The organism is Tumebacillus flagellatus, from assembly GCF_000714935.1.
GTDB classification, from domain to species: domain Bacteria; phylum Bacillota; class Bacilli; order Tumebacillales; family Tumebacillaceae; genus Tumebacillus; species Tumebacillus flagellatus.
Map to the genome: position 1 here is coordinate 44,162 of NZ_JMIR01000024.1, position 22,097 is coordinate 66,258.

Below are 22,097 nucleotides of genomic sequence, written 5' to 3' on the forward strand. Positions count from 1 at the left end.
CAAACAGCCCAACCTGTCGGTTGGGCTGTTTTCTCGTTTCTGCAAGGGAATTACTCTTGCCCCGCGCCGACCGGTTCGTTGTTCTCGGCGAGTTGCGCTTGGAGTTCGCTGTACACTTCGTCTTTGCGCTTGGTCAAAGACGGGCAGGAGTAGCCGCCCGCGCACATGAAGCACGGTTGGGAGCTGCCGTGCAGAACTTTCAGCGGTTGGTTGACGCCGCCAACGCGTGTCAAGAGCAGGCGGTAACGGCGATTGAAGCCTTCAAACCCCGAAGAGCCGCCGATCAAGAAGTCGATGAACGACTCCTCTTGATTGTCGTTCAGGTTATGTTTCTGGATCTCCAGGTCGAAAATCCGATGGTTGATTTGCATGTGACAATTTCCTCCTCCAATATGTGGTCCCTGTTTCTACTCTTCCCCAACAGTTTGTCCCAACTCCTGCGAAAGCACGCACCGGGAGCGGGGACTCTGATATGTACTCTCGTCATCATACCTCGAAATTGTGAATTCGTCATGTTCATCTCCAGTTGATCTTCGCCTATTACGGTGAAGAAAGCGCAGTTTCAGGGAGAGTAGGTGCATTATGCAACAAAAGCAAGGCCGTTTGATCAAAATTGGCTTGATTCTGGTGAAAAGCGCCTCGCCCCCGCGGGCGGACACCCATTTCACGGACAACTAGGCACTCGCCGTTGCTGGAACGGGGGGACTGCCATAGGATGTGGTGTAAGTTGAGTGAGGGGAGGTTGCAAAATGGACGGTTACGGCGTATTTGGCGGTTACACCCGCTGGGCGGTTGTATTCCTGATCATCTTCGTGCTGTTTATCCTTCTCGTTCCGTACTGCTACCCGGTACAAACGACGACCATGCATTGCAACTAATCTTGTCGGGAACTTCCGAGGGAGGTGATTCCTGATGTACGGTGCTTTCGGTGCTTACACCCGTTGGGCGGTTGTGTTTCTGATCATCTTCGTTCTGTTCTTCCTGTTGGTTCCGGGATACGGTGCTGGTTACGGTTACTAATCCCACGTCGTGCTGAAAACGCACAGACCCCAAAAACACCCGTCGCCTCAGCGCGCGGGTGTTTTTTGTGATGCTTTCCATTCGGCTGCATATTGATCCAACGCTTTGTGCAGCTCTTCTCCGATCTGCCTGTACTGCTCGTCGTTCAGGTTCGCCAGCGACACGCGAATCGACCACGTCGGTCCGTGGAAGCCGCCCCCGTTCAGCAACACGATCGAAGAGTTCTCCGCGAGGCGGAACAGGATGTCGACGGGCTCGTACTTTTTTTGCAGAAAATCGGTGAAATCCTTGCCGTAGTGGTGGTTCGACCAGACTTCCAAGTCAAATTCCGTGTAGTAATCGGCGTGATACTTCAATTGCGGCTGCGGGAGACCCAAGCCTTCGTAGAGCAATCTCATGCGGCGGCGGCAGATGTCCTTGGTCAAGTTCTTGTACGCGTTCTCCCTGTCGAGCAGCGCAAACGCGCAGAAGATCGCCATCTGCACCTGTTGCGGCGTGGAAAGACCCGCCGTGTGGTTGAGCGCCACAGAACGGCTGTCCGCGACGATCCGATCGAGAAACGGAACTTCGTCGGGGTGTTGGGTCATGGACGAATAGCGTTTGTGCAGGCTCTGCTTCTGCTCGTCGGGAAGCTGTTGGATCAGGCGGTCGAACACGTTGTGCTCATGCACGGCGATCAAACCCAAGCGCCAGCCGGTCACGCCGAAGTATTTCGAGAACGAGTAGACGCCGACCGTGTTGTACGGCAAGTCCACCATCAGCGAGCGGAAGTTGTCCACGAACGTGCTGTACACGTCGTCGGTGATGATCATCAAGTTCGGGTTGCGCGTTTTGACGATCTCGACGATCTGTTGGACGGTCTCCGGCTGGACGGCGACCGACGGCGGGTTGCTCGGGTTGACGAGGAAAAACGCTTTGATCGACGGGTCGGCGAGCTTCTCCATCTCTTCGCGGGGAAATTGCCACGTGTGATTCCCCTGCTCGTCCACCCCGCTTGCGTGAATTTCCACCACGTCGAACCGGTAGCGCTCCAGCTCGGGAATTTCCACATACGGCGGGAAGATCGGGACGGTGATCGCGATCTTATCTCCGCGCGTGAGCAGGAAGTTCGACGCCAATGTTTCGAACAGATAACACATCGCGGCGGTCGCTCCTTCGACGGCAAACAAGTTGAACGCGCCGCTCGTCGTGTCGTTGCCGCAAAGCTCCTGCACGACGAAATCGCGGACGACTTGCTCCGCGTGGATCAGCATGCGGTCCGGGACCGGGTAGTTGTCGCCGATGATCCCGTCGACCAATTCATAGACCCAGAGGTCCGGGTCGAAGTTCTTGGTCTCGATGCCGTAGTTGACGATGTTTTGGAGCAACGCCATCCCAGGCGCGTCGGACTGCTGCTTCGCGTACTGCGCAAAGCGCTCGGCGATGCCTTCGCGCTGCGCCATGCCTGCGAGGTCTTGTTCCGTCCACACGCGGCGGCACTCCTGCACCGCAAATTGCCCAAGGGTGAAAAAAGCTTCGCGCGGCGTGGACGCAATCCAGTTTGGATTCCCGCGACCGGCATCGAGCAGAGCCCGCGCGCATTTTTTGCGGCCCTCTGCCAGTTCGATCAGCTTGTTTTTGAATTCAAACGGAGAGATCGCCGAGAAGGAGCGCTCCATTTCACGTCGTTGTTCAGGGGTGTAGTCCATCGAGTGCGTCACCTCCAAGAGAGGAGTTTATTGGGAGTCCTCGTGTATTGTGTGCCTTGGAGGTGGATGTTATGTGCCGTCAGACGCGCAACTGCACGCGGTACTCGCGCATCCAGCTGTCGATTTGCAAGTAGTAATCCAAGCGCCATCTCATGTACATGTCGCGCTCGATCGTTTTTTCGTCGAGGATTTTGCGGAGGTGTTCGCGGTCGATCAAGTCGTAGAGCGGCGCTTGCGGGTCGCGGAGAATCGCTTCGGCCGCTTCGTGCAGGCGCTTGGGGTAGGAGCTTTGGAAGACCATCGGGACGTTGCTTTTTTTCCGATCCACGATGAAGTCGGGCAGGTAGTTGCGGAAGGTGCGGCGCAGGATTCCTTTGGGTTGGTCGTTGTGGTTTTTCATCTCCCACGGGATGTTCCACGCGTATTGCGCGAGGCGCGGGTCGACAAACGGCATCCGCAGTTGCACGCCGGCGGCGGCCGCCATCCGTTCGTTGTGGCGCATGTTGTAAGGAAGGTACTCTTTGAGTGTGAAATAGGCGAGTTCCCGCATGCGGCGGTTCGGCTCGTCCTCTCCGGGGAGCGTCGGAACTTCGCGCAGGTGACGCAGGCCGCATTCGTGGAGGTAGTCGGAAGCTTGAAGGGTTTCTAGGAGAGCGGGTGATGCCAAGATCGAGGTTTGCGGTGCCAGCCACGGGAATTTGGGGTCTCCCGCTTGGCGGTCGCGGTAAAACCAGTACATCGAAGCGAACATCTCGTCCGATCCTTCGCCGCTGACGATGACGGAGTATTGCTCGCCGATTTTGCGGTAGATTTGATAGGTGGAAGCTTCGTACTTCGCTTCTGTGGGGAGGTCGTGCGCGCGGCGCGGGATGTGGTTGATCTCCCAGAGCGCGTCGAGGTCGAACAGAAATTCCTCATCCTGCATGCCCAAGTGTTCGGCGACCCGCTTCACCCATGTGAAATCCATGTCTTCCGCATTCTCCACGTTGTACGTTTCCTTGGTATTGCCGGAGAACGACTTCCAATCCGGGTGCTTGTGTCCGAAGAAGCGGTGCATCATGGCGGTCAATCCGCTGGAATCGAGTCCGCCGGAGAGGATGACCGTCGGCGGGGTCGGCAGATTTCCCCACTGGATCACGTGCGATTGCAGCAGCGAGTCGATGTTGTGCACAGTCTCTTCAATAGAATGTTCATGCGGGCGGGATTGCACGTTCCAATATGGGTGCGTTCGGGTTCCATGCGGGGTGCAGATCAAGAGATGGCCCGGCAGGAGTTCCCGAACGTCGGCGAAGACAGCCTGTCCGGGTGAGAAGTACGGCCCCTTGGCGAGCAGTTCGATCAACCCGTCTGCCGCGACGTTGCGCGTGACGTCCGGGTGCTCCAAGACCATTTTGATTTCGGTGCCGAACGCCAAGGAGTCGCCTCGGTCCGAAACGTATAGATTCTTCATGCCGATGTGATCGCGTCCGAGGAGCAACCGTTGTTCACGGGCATCCCAGATCGCAAAAGCAAACGCCCCGGCGAGCCGCTCGACGAACGAGTCCCCCCAGTGGAGAAACGCCGTATGGAACAGTTCCGGGAGCTCTCGGCCTTGGAAGCGGTGACCTGCGCTTTGCAGATCGCGCGTAAGTTCCTCTTGGTTGTAGAGATAGCCCCAAACGGCAACGGTGACGCCGTCTGAGCCGGCAAGCGACGAGGACGCCATCGCGGCGTGAGCGTCATAGTGCGTGTGGACAACGTCGAGAGGTTGCGACATGCTGCGGAGGAGTTCTCTCGGTTGTGCGATGCGTTGCTTCCAATCAAGAAAGCCGGTGAGCCCTGTCATGGTTATTGCCTCCTGTGGAATTGCGTTTTTCAAGGAAATATTACATTTACTTATACGTTACATTTCTATGGTATCACAAAATATTTTATACATAAATACAAAATGCACCTCTGGCCGGTTGGAAGTTTTTACATGGTTCTATCATAATTAAGAGGTGAAGGGAAATCTGGCGAAATTGTCGAATCTTTTTCTCAATCATCTTGTCAGCATCTAGAACGAGACAACAAAGGGGATCGGCAACAGATGAAAAACAGGTTTCGCATGACCCTGCGCAAGAAATTGATTTTGTCGTTTGCACTTATCCTCTTCGCTCCGAGTTTGGCGATTGCGTACGGTTCGTACAGCACCGCCAAAGCGGACATCCGGCAGCAATTGGTGGAACAAGCGCGAGACAACGTGCAGTTGCTCAACCAATTGATCGACCGCAACGTGCAGCCCACGGTGACGGATGTGGAATTTTTGGCACAGCGCCTGAAAGCGGGCGATGAGGCGGCGAACCTGTTGGAGCCGCTGAACCAGTATGAAAACCTGCACAAAGAGCTGATGCACACGTACATCGGGACTGCGTCCGGGAAGATGTTGATCGCGCCGCAGGTCGAGTTGCCGAAAGACTTCGACCCCCGCCAACGCCCGTGGTACCGGCAAGCGATGGCGGACACCGGCAAAACGGTGATCACCGAGCCCTACGTGGACACCGACACGAAGCAAATCACCGTCACGATCGCGCGCGCGACGGCGGACGGCCAAGGCGTCGTCGCGGCCGACTTGAGCTTGGAAGCGCTGGCGGAAACCGTGCACGGCGTCCACATCGGGAAACAGGGCTATGCGGCCATCTTGGATAAAAACCACAAGCTCCTCGTCCACCCCGCCGCTGAAATCGGGTCGGAAGCGAAGGGCGACTTTCTCGATACGGTCTATCAGGCACCAAGCGGTCAACTCACGACGACGGAGAACGGCAAGTCGGAAGAGTTGTTGTTCAGCACGAACACCCTGACCGGATGGAAGTTGATCGGCACGCTGTATTTGTCGGAAGCGACAGACGCGGCACAGCCGATTTTCATGCGGACGCTCGCGACGTTGCTGGTGGCGTTTGTGATCGGCGCCGGGCTGGTCTACGCCGTGATCCGCTCGATCATGCGCCCGATCCGCACCTTGATCGCCGCGACGAAGGCGCTCAGCGAGGGCGATCTCACCCAGGAAATTCACGTGCACCGGCAGGACGAACTGGGGAGTTTGAGCGTGGCGTTTAACGTCATGCGGGAGTCGCTGCATCGCGTGCTGCTCGACGTGATGGACACGTCGATGCATCTGGCGTCGTCGTCGGAACAGCTGTCGGCAAGTTCGCAGCAAACGTCGAAAGCGACGGAGCACATCGCCGAGACGATTGAGCAGTTGGCTGTCGGCACCGACGAGCAGACGGTGCGCGTGGAATCCAGCACGCGCGCGGTGGAAGAGATGTCGATCGGCATCCGGCAGATCGCCGGGAACGCGCAGACCGTTTCCCAAAGCGCTGCGCTGGCGGCGAACCTCGCGCAGAACGGGAGCGCCTCGATGAACACGGCGATCTCGCAGATGCAATCGATTCAGAAAACGGTGCACCAGTTGGCGGAATCGGTGCGCGATCTCGCGGCGCGTTCGCAGCAGATCGGCGAGATCGTCAACGTGATCACCGGGATCGCGGCGCAGACCAACTTGCTGGCGCTCAACGCCGCCATTGAAGCGTCCCGCGCCGGAGAGCATGGACGCGGGTTTGCGGTGGTCGCGGATGAAGTGCGCAAATTGGCGGAGCAGTCGTCCGGTTCGGCGCGGCAGATCGCGGAGTTGGTCGTCTCGATCCAGAGCGGCACGCACCGCGCGATCACGTCGATGGAGGAAGGGATCGTCGAAGTGGATGCGGGGATCGGCGTGGTGAACGAAGCGAACGATTCGTTCCAACAGATTCAAGACGCGGTGGAGCATGTCACCACCCAAGTCCAAGAAGTCACCGCCTCCGCGCAGCAGATGACGATCGGCGTGGAGCACGTCGTCCTGGCGATCCAAAGCATCGCCGACTTCGCGGAAACGGCAGCCGCCGGTTCGCAAAACGTCTCGGCGGCAACGGAAGAGCAGTTGGCTTCGATGGAGGAAATCGCCTCCACGTCCGAGGCGCTCTCCAAGATGGCGGACGAGTTGCAAGGGTTGTTGGCGAAGTTTAAGATTTAAGATGCAGGAAAAAACTCCTGATCCCGGGCGGGGTCAGGAGTTTTTCGTTTCTATACTGTCGGACGGTTTTAGATCTTGACCTCCACCCCGTACTCCCGCATCCAGTGATCGATCTGCAGGTAGTAATCCAGCCGCCACCTCATCAGCTTATCGCGCTCGATCACGCCCTCGTCCAAGGTCTTGCGAATTTGCCCGCGGTCAACCAAGTCGTACAGCGGCGCGTTGCGATCTTGTAAAAAACGCTCTGCCGCTTGCCGGAGTTTCTGGGCGTAGGGACTTTTGAACACCACCGGCTGATTGCTTTTTTTCCGGTCGATCACGGCGTCGGGCAGGTAGGAGCGGAAGACTTGCCGCAGCACGCCTTTGGGTTGGTTGCGGTAGTTTTTCATCTCCCACGGGATGTTCCAAGCGTACTGTGCCAAGCGATGATCCACGAACGGCATCTGCAGGCGCACGCCGACGTCGTCGGTGATGAGTCCGTTGCGGCGCAGGAGGTAGGGCAGGTATTCCTTGATCATCAAGTAGGTCAACTGCCGCATCCGCACGTTCGGTTCATCGTCGCCGGGCAACAACGAAACTTCGCGGAACAGCGCCGCCCCTTGCTCTCGCGCGTACTCTTCGGCGCGAATCGACCGCAGCACGTCGGGCGACGCGTAGATCGCGGGTTGCTCCGGCAACCATGGCTGACTTGCATCCCCGACTCGACGCTCGCTGTAAAAATGATGCGTCGACGCAAACAGTTCATCCGCCCCTTCGCCGATGACGACACAGGGATTCTGTGGCTTTATGACGCTGTAGATCTGGTGGAGCATCGCTTCGAATTTGGCTTGTGTGGGGAGAGCGTGCAGGTGACGCGGAAGGTCGTTGCGCTCCCAAGCAGCGGCGAAGTCATACAGCACCTCTTCGTTCGTCACGCCAAAGTGCTCCGCCATCCGCCGCACCCAAACGAAATCCAAGTCTTCCGTGTCTTCGGCTTCGTAACTTTCCGCCGTGTTTCCGGAGAACGACTTCCACTCCGGGTGCGCTTGTCCAAACGAGCGGTGCATCATCCCCATCAAGCCGCTGGAATCCAACCCGCCTGACAAAATCAACGTCGGCGGGGTCGGGAGTTCCTTCCACTCGGATACGTGTGCATTCAACAGCTTATCGAGCGTGGAAACCGTCTGCTCAAGCGAATCTTCATGCGGGAGGCTTTGCAAGTTCCAATAGCAAATGTTCTTCGTTCCGGCAGTCGTGCAGATGACGAGATGGCCGGGTTTGACTTCCCGCACGTCTGAGAACACCGCGTTTCCGGGCGAGAAGTACGGCCCTTTGAGAAAAAGTTCGGCGAGACCCTCCCCTGTGACCGTGCGCGAGACGGCGGGGTGTGCGAGGACTTGTTTCAACTCGGTGGCAAACGGGATCACGCTACCCCGGTCAGAATAGTACAAATTCTTCATCCCCAGTTGGTCGCGCCCCAAGATCATCCTCTGCTCGCGGGCATCCCAGATCGCGAACGCGAACGCTCCGGCGAAGCGCTCGACGAACCCGTCGCCCCAATGGAGGTAGGCGGCTAGAAACAGGTCCGCGAGAGTTCCGTTTTTTGCAAAGCGGTATCCGGCGTTGGACAGCTCGTTTTGGATCTCGTTGCGGTTGTACAGGCCCCCTTCGGCGGCGGCCGTTACTTCTCGTTGTGCGTTCACTGCGGCATCTTGGCAAGTGAATGATTCGGCTGCCTCCCGCTTCCAATCCAGAACTCCCGCGAATCCTCTCATACTGACATCTCCTCTTGTCTACAAATCTTGTGAACTTACTATAATGCATCGAGCAAGAATTGTATATACAATACCTTAACCTGTTCTAAGTTTATAAATTTACGAACAAACCTCCGTTGCGGCTGTACGCAAAAGAGATGGTATCCCAACGCCCTTTGCACTATATTGAAAGTAGAAACAGGAAATGGAGGCTGGTCCATTTGAACGAAGTGTTTCAAACGTTGTCTACCCCGCTGCTCGCCGATGCCTGCTTGCGGATGAAGGTTCCGTACCGTGTCGCTCCGGCGGGTATTCAACCGATTACGGCAGGAACTCGTATCGCCGGACGCGTGTTGCCGGTGCGGCATTACGGGAGTGTGGATATTTTTTTGGAAGCGATGCATGGCGCGGCGGCTGGAGATGTGCTGGTGATCGACAACCAAGGCAGAACGCAGGAAGCGTGCATCGGCGATTTGACCGTCTTGGAAGCAGCGGCAAGCGGCTTGGCGGGGATGGTGGTCTGGGGTCTTCATCGAGATACGTTCGAACTGCGCGAGATCGGGTTCCCGGTGTTCAGCTACGGTTCCTGCCCGACCGGGCCGCAGCGGTTGGACGCTCGCGAAGAGGAGGCGTTGGAAAGCGCTTCCTTCGGGGAGTTTCAAGTGACGGCGGACGACCTTGTGTTTGCGGATGACGACGGGGTGCTGTTCGTGTCCGGTACGGTGGATGTGGAGCAACTGTTGCAGATTGCCGCGGCGATCTCCCAGACGGAACGCAAGCAAGCGGACTTGATCCGTTCGGGAAAAACCTTGCGGGATCAGCTGCGGTTTGCGGAGTATCTGGAGAAGCGGGCGAGCGATCCGGGGTATTCGTTCCGGGCGCATCTGCAAACCATCGGAGGTTCCATCGAGGAATAAAGCGAAGCAAAAACGCCACCGGCACGAGGCTGGTGGCGTTTTTTATGTATTCGATGCGCTCGATGTCTTAGTCGTGGAATCTTCCCATCACCACGGTGTTGTAGTACTTTCCGTCGGAGAGGAGTTTGTCATTTTTTAATATCCCTTCCCGCTCGAAGCCGAGCTTTTCGTAGAGCCGGATGGCTTTTTCGTTGGTTTCGAGAACGTGGAGGGTGATTTTACGGATGCCGTGTGCGTCGGCCCACGCGATGGATTCCTGCAGAAGCCGCTTGCCGATGCCACAGCCCCAGAACTCTTGGAGGACGCAGACGCCGAACTCCACTTTGTGAGCGGAGCGTTTCAAGTACGTGCCCGCACATCTGGAATACCCGACGATGCGCTCCCCGGCGACGGCGACCAAGAACAAGTTTCTCGGCAACTCCGTGTCCTCTTGGATGATCTGCTGGAATCCCGGCACATCGAGAAACCCCTCGCCCGCTTCCCGGTCCATGTTCTCCGTTTCGCCGTCGATTTGGACGCGCACTTCCGACAACTGTTCGGCGTCTGGTGCGATCGCCGAGCGGATGGAGTACCGCAGTCCTTTCACAGTAAACTCTCGTGCGTCGATGATCATACGACGACACCCCCGCCTTCCTGAATTTCACAATCTGCAAATACGACCCTCTCAATATACTAGACTTTTCCTCAAAAAACAAAAACGCCCTTTCCCCACTATCTCGCCGCTTGGATCGCCTGTTCCCTTTTCTTTGAGGCGATCCCTGTAGAAAGGAAAATAACACCGCCGGCAGTCGCGCCACAGCTACGGGAACGAACCCCTGCTCTGTTTTGTCTTCTCAGACGACCTTTTGAGTTGAGCATCGTTGTATAACGCGTAGTTTTTCATTAAATACAATAATATATATTGAAAAATAAAAAATATCACAGTATAGTGATAGATGTAATCTACTAAACAATGAAAAAGGTGATCCCGATGAAAAAAATCGCAGCCTGTCTCGCAACTGCCGGCGTTCTTGCGACTGCCTTGATGCCGATGATGGCAAGCGCATCGACCGTCCAAAACCATGCAACTTCGGTGAGCCCCCTCTCTATGTACAGTGTCAACAGCATCAAGCCCGAAGGTTCCTATTCCAACGCGTGGGGAACCGCTTCACTGTCGGCCGATGATGCCAACCTGCAGTTTATGTGGCAACTTTCCCCGAACGATAAGTCCAAGACTTATACGTATAACATGGGGATCGATTATTACCGCGGTTCCACGTATGTCGGCACCATCTCGATGAAATCGGTGACGGGTGCAGGCGTTCTGAGCGGCTATGTCCCCTATCCTCGCTATCTGCCGTTGACCCTGTATACGGCGAAGTTGAACGGCTATTGGACCGCCTCTGACGGCACGACCGGCAGCATCGGCGATTACCTGGGTCAAGCGACCACTCCGTTTTATCCCAACTATTAAGTAAATTCGTTCGGATCGAACCAAGACCTCTCCTTCCTCCCGGAATCAGAGGTCTTGGTTTTTTTGACACACAAAAAAACTGCCCCTAACCAAGTTAGGGGCAGTCGTTCTGCTAGGAGTTACAGCTTTACAACGTTTTCAGCTTGCGGGCCGCGGTTGCCTTCAACAACGTTGAATTGTACGCGTTGGCCTTCGTCCAAGGTCTTGAAACCGTCGCCGGTGATTGCGGAGAAATGTACGAATACGTCGCTGCCGCCTTCAACCTCGATGAAACCGAAACCTTTTTCAGCGTTGAACCATTTCACAGTACCGTTTTGCATTTGAGAAAACCTCCATAAAGTGGGATTGTTAACATGCGCTTCTTATTCACCGTAAAATAAATAAAATTCACACATTGCAAAAGGCTTCATCTAAAAATGATCCCCTTTGCAACGAGTGAATTCAGGTTTCATCCTTATATTTGATTTCAGTATACCATATCTGGAGCCAATAGCAAGCGATTGAGGAAAAAAGAAAAAACGGGCCGATCCTGCAATCATAATTTTAGATTGAAGTTCGAAATCATTACCAGTACAATACTACATAAGAAATGATTTACATCCAAGTAAACCAAGGAGGGTTCCTATGAAAAAAACAACATCCATCCTCGCCGCCGCTGCGTTGCTGACCCTGCAAGTCCTCCCCGCTCAGGCTGACTCTACAACCTATGTGGCAAACATTCAAGACTTCGGCGCGGACGGCACCGACCAAGTCGACGATTCGGCTGCCATTCAAAATGCGATCGACGCTGCAGCGGCTCACGGCGGCGGGACGGTATATATCCCGAAAGGCACGTATCTCTTGAGCCAACTGAGAGGGAAATACTCCTCGTTGTTGATCTTGAAAAGCAATGTCGCGTTTCAAGGGGAGGGAGCGAGCAGCGTGTTGAAAGTCGCCGATCACCTGAATCAGGTCGGTCAGGAATTCAATGTGTTCGCGCCCTACGACAACACGACCGCCAGCCGCGTGGACAACGTCAGCTTCTCGAATTTTAAAATCGACGAGAACGGAGTGAACAACCTCCTCCCGCAATCGGAGCCCAACAAAGGCAACCGCGCCATCATGGTTCGCTTCGGCTCTCACATCCAAGTCGATCATATGGTGTTTGAAAACAACCCCGGACAACAGACGCTTTCGTTTGGGAACAACACCAACCCGCAAACGGTGTCCAACTTGGTGATCACAAACAGCCGCTTTGCCAACGTTTCCGATTCGGTTGCGGGAAATGCGTACGCGCGCGACCACAGCAGCATCTATGCACAAGCGGATACGGTGCAGATTTCCGACAACACGTTTGTGAACGCTGCACCGGGTCGTTTTTCAACGGCAATTGAGTCGCATTCTTCTCACGCGACCGTATCGGGCAACTACATTGAGAACTACTATACCGGCCTGAACATCGTCGCCACAGTTACGGATCACAAAGATTCGCTCTACGCCAACAACACGATCATCCGCCCGAACACGGCGTTCCAGTTCTGGACGAGACTAGGGTATCAGATGTCTGGCATCACGCTGGATCACAATACGATCGTGCAACGAGACGGCGGGCTTAATTCCTTCGTGGATACGAGTGCAAATGTCATCAGCCAGATCGGCGTCCTCAAGATTACCAACAATTCATTTACCACGGAGAGCGGGCCATCCGTCAACACGTCTTCGGCGATTCGCATCGGGCGCGTAGGAACGATTGACATCTCCCACAATACGTTTACGAACCTCTTGGCAAGAGCGGTTGAACTGGGGACGATGGACGACAACGCCACGTCGATCTCGATTACCTCCAACACCGTGACCGACTGCGGACAAACCACAAGTACCACTTCGGACGATTTCCATACGGCGTTTAGTTTCATGAGCACGAACAAGCTCGTGAGCCTCAACGTGTCGAACAACACCATCCAGAACCAAAACGGCAAGACGATGAAGACGGCCATCAGCGGAAACACCCCCTTGGGCGCGGGCACGATTGAATCGAACACCCTCACCCATGTCGGATCGGTGCTGAACTGGAGTTCCACGTCCTCCATCGACTCTCTCCACCTCGTCCAAACGGGCACAGGTTCTCCGGAGAACAAGATCCGTGCCTCCGCAGGCAGCGTCTGGACGGACGGCACGACGGGAATTTCCTATCAGAAAACGACAGACGCATCGTCGGCAAGCGGTTGGAAGCGCATGTAACAAATATTTGATTGATAAAAATTATAATATGATATAAAATTGACTCATCAACCAAGAAGGAGTTGAACTACAATGAAAAAGCTCGCTTTGGCTCTGATGGCTGCCGTAGCTGTTTTTGGCGCAACCGCTTATGCAACCCCTGCACAAGCAGCAACGCACTCCACGATCGTACCCAATTCTCCTGAAGGAACGGTACTGGTGGTCTACTTCGATCATTATCCGCCGAGCACGTACAGCGATGACTCCGGCTTCTACGGCTACCTCATCAATGTGCGTACGGTCTCCGGCGGTTTGTGGGAAGGTACGTACTACAGTAATTTCAATTAAATACACCCTGCTGTTACACCACAACCTTGGTTCGGGATTCAACCGGACTGAGGTTGTTTCTTTTTCTAACAGCCTTTCGAAACAGATTGATTCTGAGGTTCCCAGTCGTGAGCACAATGCTGAGCAGAACAAGGGCCGCACCGATCGTTCCCATCCCCCCTAAAACTTCATGTGCAAACAGAACCCCAAAAATCGCTGCGAAAACAGGTTCCAATGAAAAAATGAGCCCCGTCCGATTTGCCGACGTATACTTTGAAACGATCACTTGGACCACAAACCCTAAACTGCAAAAAACACTCAGCATGAGAATCGCAAACCATGCCGTCGTCGATGTTGGCCACGCAGGCGTTTCAAATAGCAGAGAGAACATAAACCCCAACAGGCCGGTAAACCCGATTTGCATGATGCCAAGACTCAGCGTGTCGACTTTTTTTGAAACGTTGCTTGCCAATAGAATGTGGATCGCATAGAAAAGCGCCGACGCCATACACCACAGATCCCCGATCGAAACAGTCAACGGGAACTCGATCGTCAGACACCCAATGCCCATGATGGCGATGAGTACGCTGAGTATCGTTTTTGGAGTGATCTTGCTCTTCAAGAGGAAGGCTCCAATCAACGGGACAAATACAACGGTCAAGCTCTGTAAGAACCCCGCTTTGGAGGTCGTCGTGGTTTTCAACCCAACCGTAATACAGGTCAAAACAGCAAATAGGAGCAAGCCTAAGCAGAAGGAATACAGCAGGGTTTTTACGTTCATCGTCCTAAACAAGTGTCGGAAGAAGAGGATGGCTGCCAGAACAAAGGCAATTCCAAAGCGCAGAGCGATGAGTTGAAAAGCCGATATTGATTCCAGACCGATCTTCATGAGAAGATACGAAGACCCCCAGCACAGGGTGACAAACAACATCACGAGGTCGGCTTTCAGCGGTTTCATGCAGACTCCCTCCAATTCATGTATGTAGGGTCAGTATACGAACGTCTCATGCACAAGTAAAACGCATCTTTCTTGTGGTAAGCATGAGGAAATCGAATGTATAGTGGAGGGGATTTTTTTCATGAACATCAACAAGTACAAAGTATTGACGAAAGTGGTTGAACTTGGGAGCTTGACGAAAGCAGCCGATGAATTGGGTTTTACTCAGTCCGGTGTCAGTCATATCATCAACAGCCTGGAGGATGAATTCGGCTTCTCTCTGCTGATTCGAAACCGTTCCGGCGTGAGAGTCACCAGCAACGGGGAAACGATTTTGAAGACGATCTATGAGATTCTGAAGTGGCATCAACACCTGGAGCAAGAAGTCGCCTCCCTGCACGGATTAGACGCGGGTGTTCTTCAGATCGGGACCTTTACAAGTGTTTCCGTCCAGTGGCTGCCCGGGATCATTCAGGATTTCCAACGGGATTACCCCAATATCGAAATTCGATTATCGGAAGGAGATTACACGCAAATCGAGGAGTGGATCGCAGAGGGGAAGATCGATTGCGGCTTTCTGTCGCTGCCAACGTTGGACACATTCGATGCCATTCACTTGCATCAAGATCCGTTGTTCGTTTTGTTGCCGGTCGATCATCCTCTGAGTTGTGAATCATCCCTTCTGTTCTCCCAGTTGGAAAACGAGACGTTTGTTTTGCTGCGAGAAGGAACGGATCATGATGTGAGACGGATCTTGGAGCAGTCTTCCATCAACCCGAAATCCAAGTATACATTAGCGGATGATTACGCGATCATGGCGATGGTCGAGAAGGGACTCGGCATCAGCATTCTGCCCGAATTGGTTCTGCGAGGTCAACGATTCAACATTCGACTCGTTGAACTCACGGGGCACTACCGCTCGCTTGGGATTGTGGTTCGTTCGATGGCGCAAGTCTCTCCAGCGACGAAGATTTTCCTGAAATACGTTCAAAATTATCCAAAATTGTAGACGAAAAAACGCCACAGCCAATGACCTGTGGCGTTTGCGTATGTTTGCCGTCGATTAGTAGCAATATTCGATGGAAAGAATCGGGATCCTCTTCTCGACCGGTTCAGCGTTGGTTGCGGGTTAAGAGTTCTCAAGATTCTGACCAACTTGGTCGGGCTTGCCACCTATGACCACTTCGGTGCCGCTCTCAGAGAACAGACACTAAGGTCTGCTAGATCAGCGACTGGCCAATCTGAATTCCTTTCTTGATCGCTTTCAGATCGCCGTTCGAGTTTTGCAGTAGAGGCAACATCTTCGTGCCCCTCTCCATCGGGTGTGAACACAGTCGGCACGTTGGGGTCTCCTCAAACGCAAAATTATCCCGCATCCAGCCTTTGCAACCTTCTTGCGTACAAGACCAAATGGTCGTGATCCCCTCTGGTACTTCGGTCTGCTTTGCTCGATTGTACATGAAGTATCCCTCCCCGAAATGTTCAGACAAAAGAAAAACTGCCCCTAACCAAGTTAAGGGCAGTTTTTCTGTTGTGAGTTACAGCTTTACAACGTTTTCAGCTTGCGGGCCGCGGTTGCCTTCGACAACGTTGAATTGTACGCGTTGACCTTCGTCCAAGGTCTTGAAACCTTCGCCAGTGATCGCGGAGAAATGTACGAATACGTCGCTGCCGCCTTCAACCTCGATAAAACCGAAACCTTTTTCTGCGTTGAACCATTTTACCGTGCCGTTTTGCATCAGAAATACCTCCGTAAATGCGGGATTGTTAACATGTTCTTCTTATTCACCGAAATAAATAAAATTCACACATTGTAAAAGGCTTCATTCACGAAATGATCCCCTTTGCAATGTGTGAATTCAGGCTTCATCCTTTTAGTTGTTTTCAGTATACCATATCTGGAACCAATAGCAAGCGACTTAGAAAGAAAGCAGAAATTGGATGATGCAGGACGACGCCATTCGGTGGCATCACCAACGCTCGGAGTCAAAAAAAAGCGACTGGATCTTGGCCGGCGGCTCCTCTTATTGAATTGCGGAGAGGACAGGATTCGCACCTGCGTGAGGTTGCCCGCACAACCTAAAAACCTGAGTTCGATGGAAATACGAACTCAGGTTTTAGCTGCACACAACTAGGCTGTGACGTCTCTTCTCTTGAAAACAACCCACGCCAGAACGTTGAACACCAAAAAATAGACGATGAGAACCGTGACGGAAAACCCTAAGGTCATGCCGGGGATCATCGGCGTCCCGGTTAGATATTGCGTGAGGTCCGTATTTTCAAACAGATAGTACTTGGCCCAGTTGTATTGTGCTAAGAAACCTGCAATGCTGGAGCCGCCAAACATCGTGACAAGGGAGAGTGCGATGGCGATCGAACTGCTGCGAAATACCGTCGAGATCATAAATGCCAAAGTGACAATCATAATCATTTGTACCGAAGAGTACAAGTACGTGCTGACAGCCTGCTGGATGATGTTGGATTCATGAAGGATCCCGTCGCTTGATGCATACACGTACGGGACACCAACGTCTTGGAATCCTTGCAAGGCTCCGGATACCACAAACGCACTGATAAACAAGATCACAAAGAGGAGTACCGAGAACACCAGCGTAGACAGGTATTTGGAGAGCAGAATTTTGCTGCGCGAGGTGGGTCGGATCAAAAGCATTTTGATCGTGCCGCCGCTGAATTCACCGGCCACGCTCTCCGCCGCGATGATCACGGTAAACACAGTGACCACCATGACCAAACTGGAGGCTTTGAGCATATTGCCCCATAACGTTTGATCTGTCGGCGGGATGTTGTGATCGAGATGGTACTGGTTCAACTTCACTCGGGCTTCCAGCCGAGGTTTTCGATCCGTATTGGTGCCTAGATTGTCCAGCATTTTTTGGTCATTGGTGATTTGTTGCTGGACGTTGGTTCTCCAATCACTGCTGGCGACTTGAGACGGTTTTACGGTATATTGTTGCGCGACGAGAAACGCAATTGTGGTGAGCACCAACAAAACGACCAACATCCAGGTACGCGCCCGGCGGTAGATTTTCATGTTTTCATTCAAAAAGAGATTAAACAATTTGCTCACCCCCGGTCAATTGCAGGAATTTCTCTTCCAACGTTTGCGTGACCTTCTGGATGCCAAACACTTTCACGCCGCCTTGAACGAGGCGTTCGTTCACTTCGGCAATTTGTTCCCTGTCTAACACCATCAGAAGTCCTTCAGCTTTCTCTTGCGCGTCGACAACCGGTTCCTGTGCGAGGAGTTTCCGAGCCAACTCCATTTGATCGACTTCGAAAATGACCTGAGAATCGGCTCCCTCCTTGATTAACTCCTTGATCGATTGAACATCGACCAACTTCCCTTGCTGAATGATGGCGACGCGATCGCACATCAACTCCATTTCGGAGAGCAAGTGACTGGAGACGATGACCGAGATGCCGGCTTCCCTCGTCAGCCCGTGTAAATACTCCCGCAATTCCCGTATGCCGGCCGGATCAAGTCCATTCGTAGGCTCGTCCAGAATCAGCAGAGAGGGTTTATGGAGCAAGGCTTGAGCCACCCCTAATCGTTGCCGCATGCCAAGCGAGTAGGTCCGAACCTTGTCGTGAATGCGATTCTCCAGCGCGACCAACCGAATCACTTCTTCAATGCGATCCTTCGTCACTCCCGGAACCATCCGAGCGAAATGAATCAAATTTTGGTACCCGGACAGATACTTGTACATTTCCGGATTCTCAACAATCGCCCCGACATGAACGATTGCACGTTCGAAGTTCTCGGAGATACTTTGCCCCTCGATCAAAACATCCCCTTCGGTGATGCCGATCAAGCCAACCATCATCCGAATGGTCGTGGTTTTACCTGCTCCGTTTGGCCCGAGGAAACCAAACACTTCACCTCGCTGCACATCGAAATTCAGATGATCGATGATCGTTTTGCTCCCAATCCTTTTTGTCAGATTTCGAACCTGTACGATAGGTGTCGACACATCATTACCTCCCTGAAAAAGTCGTTTGACTCTGTTCAATGTCAAACCATACCAGATGTTCATGAAAATCCACTGAAAAAACGCCCACATCGTGCGAATCCGTACAGTTCCTTCTGAATTATCATGGAGGGCTAAACGCAAAAATGCGCCATCATTCCATATCGGAACAATGACGCACGAGCAAAAAACCTAGCTATAAACTAATTTGGCGGAGAGGACAGGATTCGAACTCCCACATCCCGCCTCGAAACTTAGATATCGCCTTATGGAATGAAGTGCCACCGAATTGTTCATCTGACGGTAACCGTCCTTGGTGAGCGGTTATCAAAAAACGGGAACGTTATGAACGTGAACCCGGCACCGCGCATCGTAAACGATCACACGATGGTTCCGCTCCGTTTTATTTCGGAAGTGTTTGGCAACGAAGTGAAGTACGAGCCTGCCACGAACACCATCTCGGTTTTGCCGACGCAAAAAAACCTCGACCAACGCAAGAAGATCAAAGACATCCTGATGCATTCCCAAGAAGTCATGAACGCCAAGAAAAGCTACTCGATGGACATGGTGATGAAAAGCACCGTCGAGAACAAAATGAAGCTCCGGTCATCCTGAACGGCACAATGCACGTTGACTATGCGAAAACCCGCTGGTGATCCATGAGACGGGCTCAATGACGGCCGGCACCCCTGACAAAATTGACATGGATCTGTATCTCACCAAAGACACCGTCTACATGCTGAATCCGAGCACGAAGAAATGGGAGAAATCCTCGGCGGTCGGCACCGACCCGCTCGGAGATCTCAGTTCCTTGATGGAGATCAATTCCGCCGGCCCGCAAGCGGAAGCGAACATGATCGCCATTCTCCCGTACACGTCGTACAGCGAAGACAACATGGCGTACCATATCGCGTATACCATTGACTCCAACGGCTTGAAAAAGCTCCTGGAGCTGCAAAAGACCAACCCGATGGCGCCTCAATTGCAGAACGGCATGACCATGAAAATGACGCTGGACATCGACAAGGCGACCTATCTGCAACAGGGGATGTCCATGCAGATGGAAGCCGATCAATTTGGCACGCATCTGATCACGCAAATGACGGCAACCGTCAAGGACTTCGACAAGATGCCGCAGGTGACCGTACCGGATGATGTATTGAAAAATGCGGTGGAGACGACGCACTAGTAACAAAGGGAAGAGGAGTTCCGCATGCGGAACTCCTCTTTCTCTTCCCTTAGCGGCATCCGTCGATCCCGCAAGCCATTCCATCGCCGAATTCTTGCTTCTCCTGAGCTTGCTTCAATTCCTCATTAAGGATCTGCTCGAACGCTTCTTTGCTGCGAACCCCTTCCAAGACGTGATTCCCAATCATGATCGTCGGAACGACTTGAATTCCGGCTTCTCTGTACGCATGATGCAGCGCTTTTTGATGCGCTTCCTGATAGGTTCGAGATTCGAGAGCGGCACGAAATTGTGATTCGTCCAATCCGACCTCACCCGCCAGTTTCGTCAGCACATCGACTTGGCCGATGTCCTGTTCTTCTTGGAAGAACGCTTTGAAGATGCGGTGGTTGTATTCACCGCCTTTGCCATGTTCCTTGGCGAATTGAAACCCTTCAAACGCCAGATGGGTGCGCGGGTGAGGTGACATCTGCGGCAACACCATGTCCAATCCCATTCGTTCCGCCATTGGTTTTACCGATTGGTGAAACGCGCGCTGGATATACGGTTCATCAGGTCGAAGCGGTTCGTTCGGAACGGGACGCAATTCAAACGGCATCCATTCGACTTCGACGTCCTTCCCCTGAATCGCTTGTTGAAGCGGCCCTTCGGCAATAAAACAGAACGGACATACATAGTCCGAGTACACTTTGATTTGAACGGTCATGGGTTCCTCCTCCACGCATTCCTGCGGGTACTTCAAAAATAGTGTCTGGGTTCGATGCACTTCCTTCCGAGCATGCCCGAATCCCTTATTCTTTACTATATAAAGTTCCTCGCTTGTAGGGAAGTGATCTGTCTCACTGTTTTCGATCAGGATTCACGCAAAAAACGCCCTCTCCATGGAGTTTGTACTCAACAGAGAGGGCGTTTTCGTACTCTGATCAGAACAGATCGAAGCCTGCTATGAACTCGAAAAAAGCATGTTGTTGCTTTACATCGCAAGAGGATCCTGCATGAGAAAATCAACCATAAGTTTATTCACCAGCTTCGAGTTCTCTACAGTCAAGCAATGGCTTGAGTCGGGGATCATGTGTGCCTGAATCGTTTTGCATGTTTTCTTTGCATTTTCTAAGGCGACGCGGGCGTCATAGATGACTTCATGCTCGCCGATCAGCAAAAGGACAGGCACATCCAACCGCGCCAGCTCCTCGTCGCGAAAAACAGTGGGCACAATCGAAGAGACGGGTCTGCAATGCCTATAGCCTGCGGAAAACTGGTGAAACAGCTTTTCATCTCCGGCGTGAAGGTTGTGAAAAAACCAATTGTAGGCCCGTTTGATGAGAAAGTCTTTGCTGAACAAGATGGCTGGGAAGACGTATGTAAAAAAGCCGGGCTTTATCTTGGCGAAGGTGGCGGCGGGAGCAAGCAAGACGAGCTTGTTTACTTTTTCGGGATAGTGAAGCGTGTAGTTGGTAGTTAAGAAGCCCCCCATAGAGTGCCCCCCGATGCTTGTCTTTTCCAAGCCGAGCCCTTGAATGACTTCATCCAACCATTTCGCGCTCTCCGCTTTTGAACGAGGGCATTTCAAGACAGACGTTTTTCCCAAATCGCCAATTGTGTCTACAGCGTAGACACGAAATTGTCGGGAAAGCTCTTCTATGTTCGGATACCACATGGTGGAGCTAATCGTCATTCCATGCAAAAGAACCAATGGAGGAGCGTCCGTTTGTCCTGCGATCAGGACATGTGTGTCACCGAAAGACGTTTTTACAAATGTGGAGTGAAACGGCACTTCCCATAATGTGAGAGCTTCGTCGTAAGCTTGATCATAAAGCGACTTGGCTTCTGCATGTTTGTAGATGGATTTTGGTTTGGTCAGGTTGATCCGTCCTTTCTCTTGGGAATTGTCTTCTACATACCTGCCCGCCTGAGTTCTTCAATCGCATCGGAAGTGAGCGAAACCACGGATTTTAAACGTGTACCAATCCGTTCGATGATCTCCGCACGCGGACCGTTTCTCCACGCATCGCTTTTGTAGAAGGCATCTTGGGACGAACTGAGGTGATCTACGTTATCGTAAGACCTGATCAGATAATAGGCATCCGGATCGTGCAGGGAGTTTCCAAAGGCAACGACGTCCATACCCACGCTTCTTTGCAGCGGAACGCTGATCTCCTGCATAAGTTTATGAAACTCGCCGCCAGTGCCGGTTTTTAATGTATATAAAAGAATCTCGACCACTCTCATCATCTATACCTCCTGAATTCCGATTGTGCGTTACGTCACACATTCTGTCGTTTTCATTCCTACTTTCTAGGTTCGATAGTAACAAACTCGTCATCACTCATCGGTTATCCATTATACCAAAATTTCCATTTTTTGTACATGGTTTTTTCTAATAATTCCGAAACAAATCTTGTTACGTAGATCATCACTGCCTGTTTTTCTATTTCTTCTGCTTTTTCAATCATTGCTTCCAATTTCTAATCCGTGGCTCTTCTTCTTTATATTGGCGGTCATATGGCATTCATTGAGGAGCGCATACAAAAACACCCACCAGCGGCAACTAGTGGGTTTACGTATCAAAGTTTGGCGGAGAGGACAGGATTCGAACCTGCGTGGGGTTGCCCCCTAACGGT

At 52.8% G+C, this 22,097-nt stretch carries 23 protein-coding genes; 9 read left to right on the plus strand and 14 right to left on the minus strand.

The features are described 5' to 3' along the window. Positions 1–50: 50 nt before the first annotated feature. Positions 51–371: a hypothetical protein gene (locus EL26_RS15370; RefSeq protein ID WP_038090751.1), complete on the minus strand. Its 321-nt coding sequence runs from the start codon at positions 369–371 to the stop codon at positions 51–53. A gap of 378 nt (positions 372–749) precedes the next feature. On the opposite strand from EL26_RS15370, the gene EL26_RS26490 reads away from it, so the two are divergent. Further along, positions 750–878, plus strand: coding sequence for a hypothetical protein (locus EL26_RS26490; RefSeq protein WP_274518888.1), 129 nt, complete (start codon positions 750–752; stop codon positions 876–878). A gap of 189 nt (positions 879–1,067) precedes the next feature. Here the strand turns inward: EL26_RS26490 and aspD are convergent, their stop codons facing one another. Then, complete coding sequence (aspD, locus tag EL26_RS15375) at positions 1,068–2,708, minus strand: aspartate 4-decarboxylase (RefSeq protein ID WP_038090753.1); 1,641 nt, start codon at positions 2,706–2,708, stop codon at positions 1,068–1,070. Between the two features lie 79 nt (positions 2,709–2,787). Next, the gene (asnB, locus tag EL26_RS15380; protein ID WP_038090755.1) at positions 2,788–4,533 is read right to left on the minus strand and encodes an asparagine synthase (glutamine-hydrolyzing); all 1,746 of its coding nucleotides are present in this window, start codon (positions 4,531–4,533) and stop codon (positions 2,788–2,790) included. 243 nt (positions 4,534–4,776) lie between these two features. Between asnB and EL26_RS15385 the strand changes: the two genes are divergently transcribed. Next, positions 4,777–6,735, plus strand: a complete 1,959-nt coding sequence (locus tag EL26_RS15385; RefSeq protein ID WP_038090756.1) for a methyl-accepting chemotaxis protein — start codon at positions 4,777–4,779, stop codon at positions 6,733–6,735. 68 nt (positions 6,736–6,803) lie between these two features. On the opposite strand, the gene EL26_RS15390 is transcribed toward EL26_RS15385, so the two are convergent. Beyond that, entirely contained in the window at positions 6,804–8,489 is a 1,686-nt protein-coding gene (locus EL26_RS15390; RefSeq protein WP_038090757.1) for an asparagine synthetase B family protein, read from the minus strand. A 209-nt stretch (positions 8,490–8,698) separates the two neighbouring features. Here EL26_RS15390 and EL26_RS15395 point away from each other — a divergent pair, with 209 nt between their 5' ends. Beyond that, on the plus strand, positions 8,699–9,385 hold the full coding sequence (locus tag EL26_RS15395) for an RraA family protein (RefSeq protein WP_238546129.1): 687 nt from the start codon (positions 8,699–8,701) through the stop codon (positions 9,383–9,385). 67 nt (positions 9,386–9,452) lie between these two features. Here EL26_RS15395 and EL26_RS15400 read toward each other — a convergent pair whose 3' ends face one another. Next, positions 9,453–9,998 carry a GNAT family N-acetyltransferase gene (locus EL26_RS15400; RefSeq protein ID WP_038090761.1) on the minus strand — a complete coding sequence of 182 codons (546 nt, stop codon included), beginning with the start codon at positions 9,996–9,998 and terminating at the stop codon, positions 9,453–9,455. 357 nt (positions 9,999–10,355) lie between these two features. On the opposite strand from EL26_RS15400, the gene EL26_RS15405 reads away from it, so the two are divergent. Then, positions 10,356–10,838, plus strand: a complete 483-nt coding sequence (locus EL26_RS15405) for a hypothetical protein (protein WP_038090765.1) — start codon at positions 10,356–10,358, stop codon at positions 10,836–10,838. A 119-nt stretch (positions 10,839–10,957) separates the two neighbouring features. Here EL26_RS15405 and cspD read toward each other — a convergent pair whose 3' ends face one another. Then, entirely contained in the window at positions 10,958–11,158 is a 201-nt protein-coding gene (gene cspD, locus EL26_RS15410; RefSeq protein WP_038090767.1) for a cold-shock protein CspD, read from the minus strand. Between the two features lie 304 nt (positions 11,159–11,462). Here cspD and EL26_RS15415 point away from each other — a divergent pair, with 304 nt between their 5' ends. Together EL26_RS15415 and EL26_RS15420 are read left to right on the plus strand one after the other, a co-directional pair. Next, positions 11,463–13,058 carry a glycosyl hydrolase family 28-related protein gene (locus tag EL26_RS15415; protein ID WP_038090770.1) on the plus strand — a complete coding sequence of 532 codons (1,596 nt, stop codon included), beginning with the start codon at positions 11,463–11,465 and terminating at the stop codon, positions 13,056–13,058. A gap of 72 nt (positions 13,059–13,130) precedes the next feature. Further along, positions 13,131–13,385: a hypothetical protein gene (locus EL26_RS15420; protein ID WP_038090772.1), complete on the plus strand. Its 255-nt coding sequence runs from the start codon at positions 13,131–13,133 to the stop codon at positions 13,383–13,385. Positions 13,386–13,398: 13 nt separating this feature from the next. Here the strand turns inward: EL26_RS15420 and EL26_RS15425 are convergent, their stop codons facing one another. Further along, entirely contained in the window at positions 13,399–14,322 is a 924-nt protein-coding gene (locus EL26_RS15425) for a DMT family transporter (RefSeq protein ID WP_038090774.1), read from the minus strand. A gap of 121 nt (positions 14,323–14,443) precedes the next feature. Here EL26_RS15425 and EL26_RS15430 point away from each other — a divergent pair, with 121 nt between their 5' ends. Next, entirely contained in the window at positions 14,444–15,310 is an 867-nt protein-coding gene (locus tag EL26_RS15430; protein ID WP_038090776.1) for a LysR family transcriptional regulator, read from the plus strand. Between the two features lie 211 nt (positions 15,311–15,521). Here the strand turns inward: EL26_RS15430 and EL26_RS15435 are convergent, their stop codons facing one another. The 4 genes from EL26_RS15435 to EL26_RS15450 form a co-directional block, all read right to left on the minus strand. After that, positions 15,522–15,761: a cold-shock protein gene (locus tag EL26_RS15435; RefSeq protein WP_038090778.1), complete on the minus strand. Its 240-nt coding sequence runs from the start codon at positions 15,759–15,761 to the stop codon at positions 15,522–15,524. A 78-nt stretch (positions 15,762–15,839) separates the two neighbouring features. Continuing rightward, on the minus strand, positions 15,840–16,040 hold the full coding sequence (locus EL26_RS15440; protein ID WP_038090781.1) for a cold-shock protein: 201 nt from the start codon (positions 16,038–16,040) through the stop codon (positions 15,840–15,842). A 392-nt stretch (positions 16,041–16,432) separates the two neighbouring features. After that, positions 16,433–17,380 carry an ABC transporter permease subunit gene (locus EL26_RS15445; RefSeq protein ID WP_038090782.1) on the minus strand — a complete coding sequence of 316 codons (948 nt, stop codon included), beginning with the start codon at positions 17,378–17,380 and terminating at the stop codon, positions 16,433–16,435. Beyond that, a complete protein-coding gene (locus tag EL26_RS15450) occupies positions 17,373–18,293 on the minus strand; it encodes an ABC transporter ATP-binding protein (protein WP_038090819.1) in 921 nt (306 codons plus the stop codon). Before EL26_RS15450 ends, EL26_RS15445 begins: the two co-directional genes overlap by 8 nt. A 342-nt stretch (positions 18,294–18,635) precedes the next feature. Between EL26_RS15450 and EL26_RS15455 the strand changes: the two genes are divergently transcribed. Beyond that, positions 18,636–18,905, plus strand: a complete 270-nt coding sequence (locus EL26_RS15455; protein WP_038090784.1) for a copper amine oxidase N-terminal domain-containing protein — start codon at positions 18,636–18,638, stop codon at positions 18,903–18,905. A gap of 37 nt (positions 18,906–18,942) precedes the next feature. Next, the gene (locus EL26_RS15460) at positions 18,943–19,479 is read left to right on the plus strand and encodes a DUF6612 family protein (RefSeq protein WP_338010862.1); all 537 of its coding nucleotides are present in this window, start codon (positions 18,943–18,945) and stop codon (positions 19,477–19,479) included. 49 nt (positions 19,480–19,528) lie between these two features. On the opposite strand, the gene EL26_RS15465 is transcribed toward EL26_RS15460, so the two are convergent. From EL26_RS15465 to EL26_RS15475, 3 genes are all read right to left on the minus strand, one after another. Further along, positions 19,529–20,182, minus strand: a complete 654-nt coding sequence (locus tag EL26_RS15465; RefSeq protein ID WP_038090787.1) for a DsbA family oxidoreductase — start codon at positions 20,180–20,182, stop codon at positions 19,529–19,531. A 267-nt stretch (positions 20,183–20,449) separates the two neighbouring features. Then, complete coding sequence (locus EL26_RS15470; RefSeq protein WP_274518889.1) at positions 20,450–21,250, minus strand: alpha/beta fold hydrolase; 801 nt, start codon at positions 21,248–21,250, stop codon at positions 20,450–20,452. 119 nt (positions 21,251–21,369) lie between these two features. Then, a complete protein-coding gene (locus EL26_RS15475; protein WP_038090790.1) occupies positions 21,370–21,705 on the minus strand; it encodes an NIPSNAP family protein in 336 nt (111 codons plus the stop codon). Positions 21,706–22,097 lie beyond the last annotated feature (392 nt).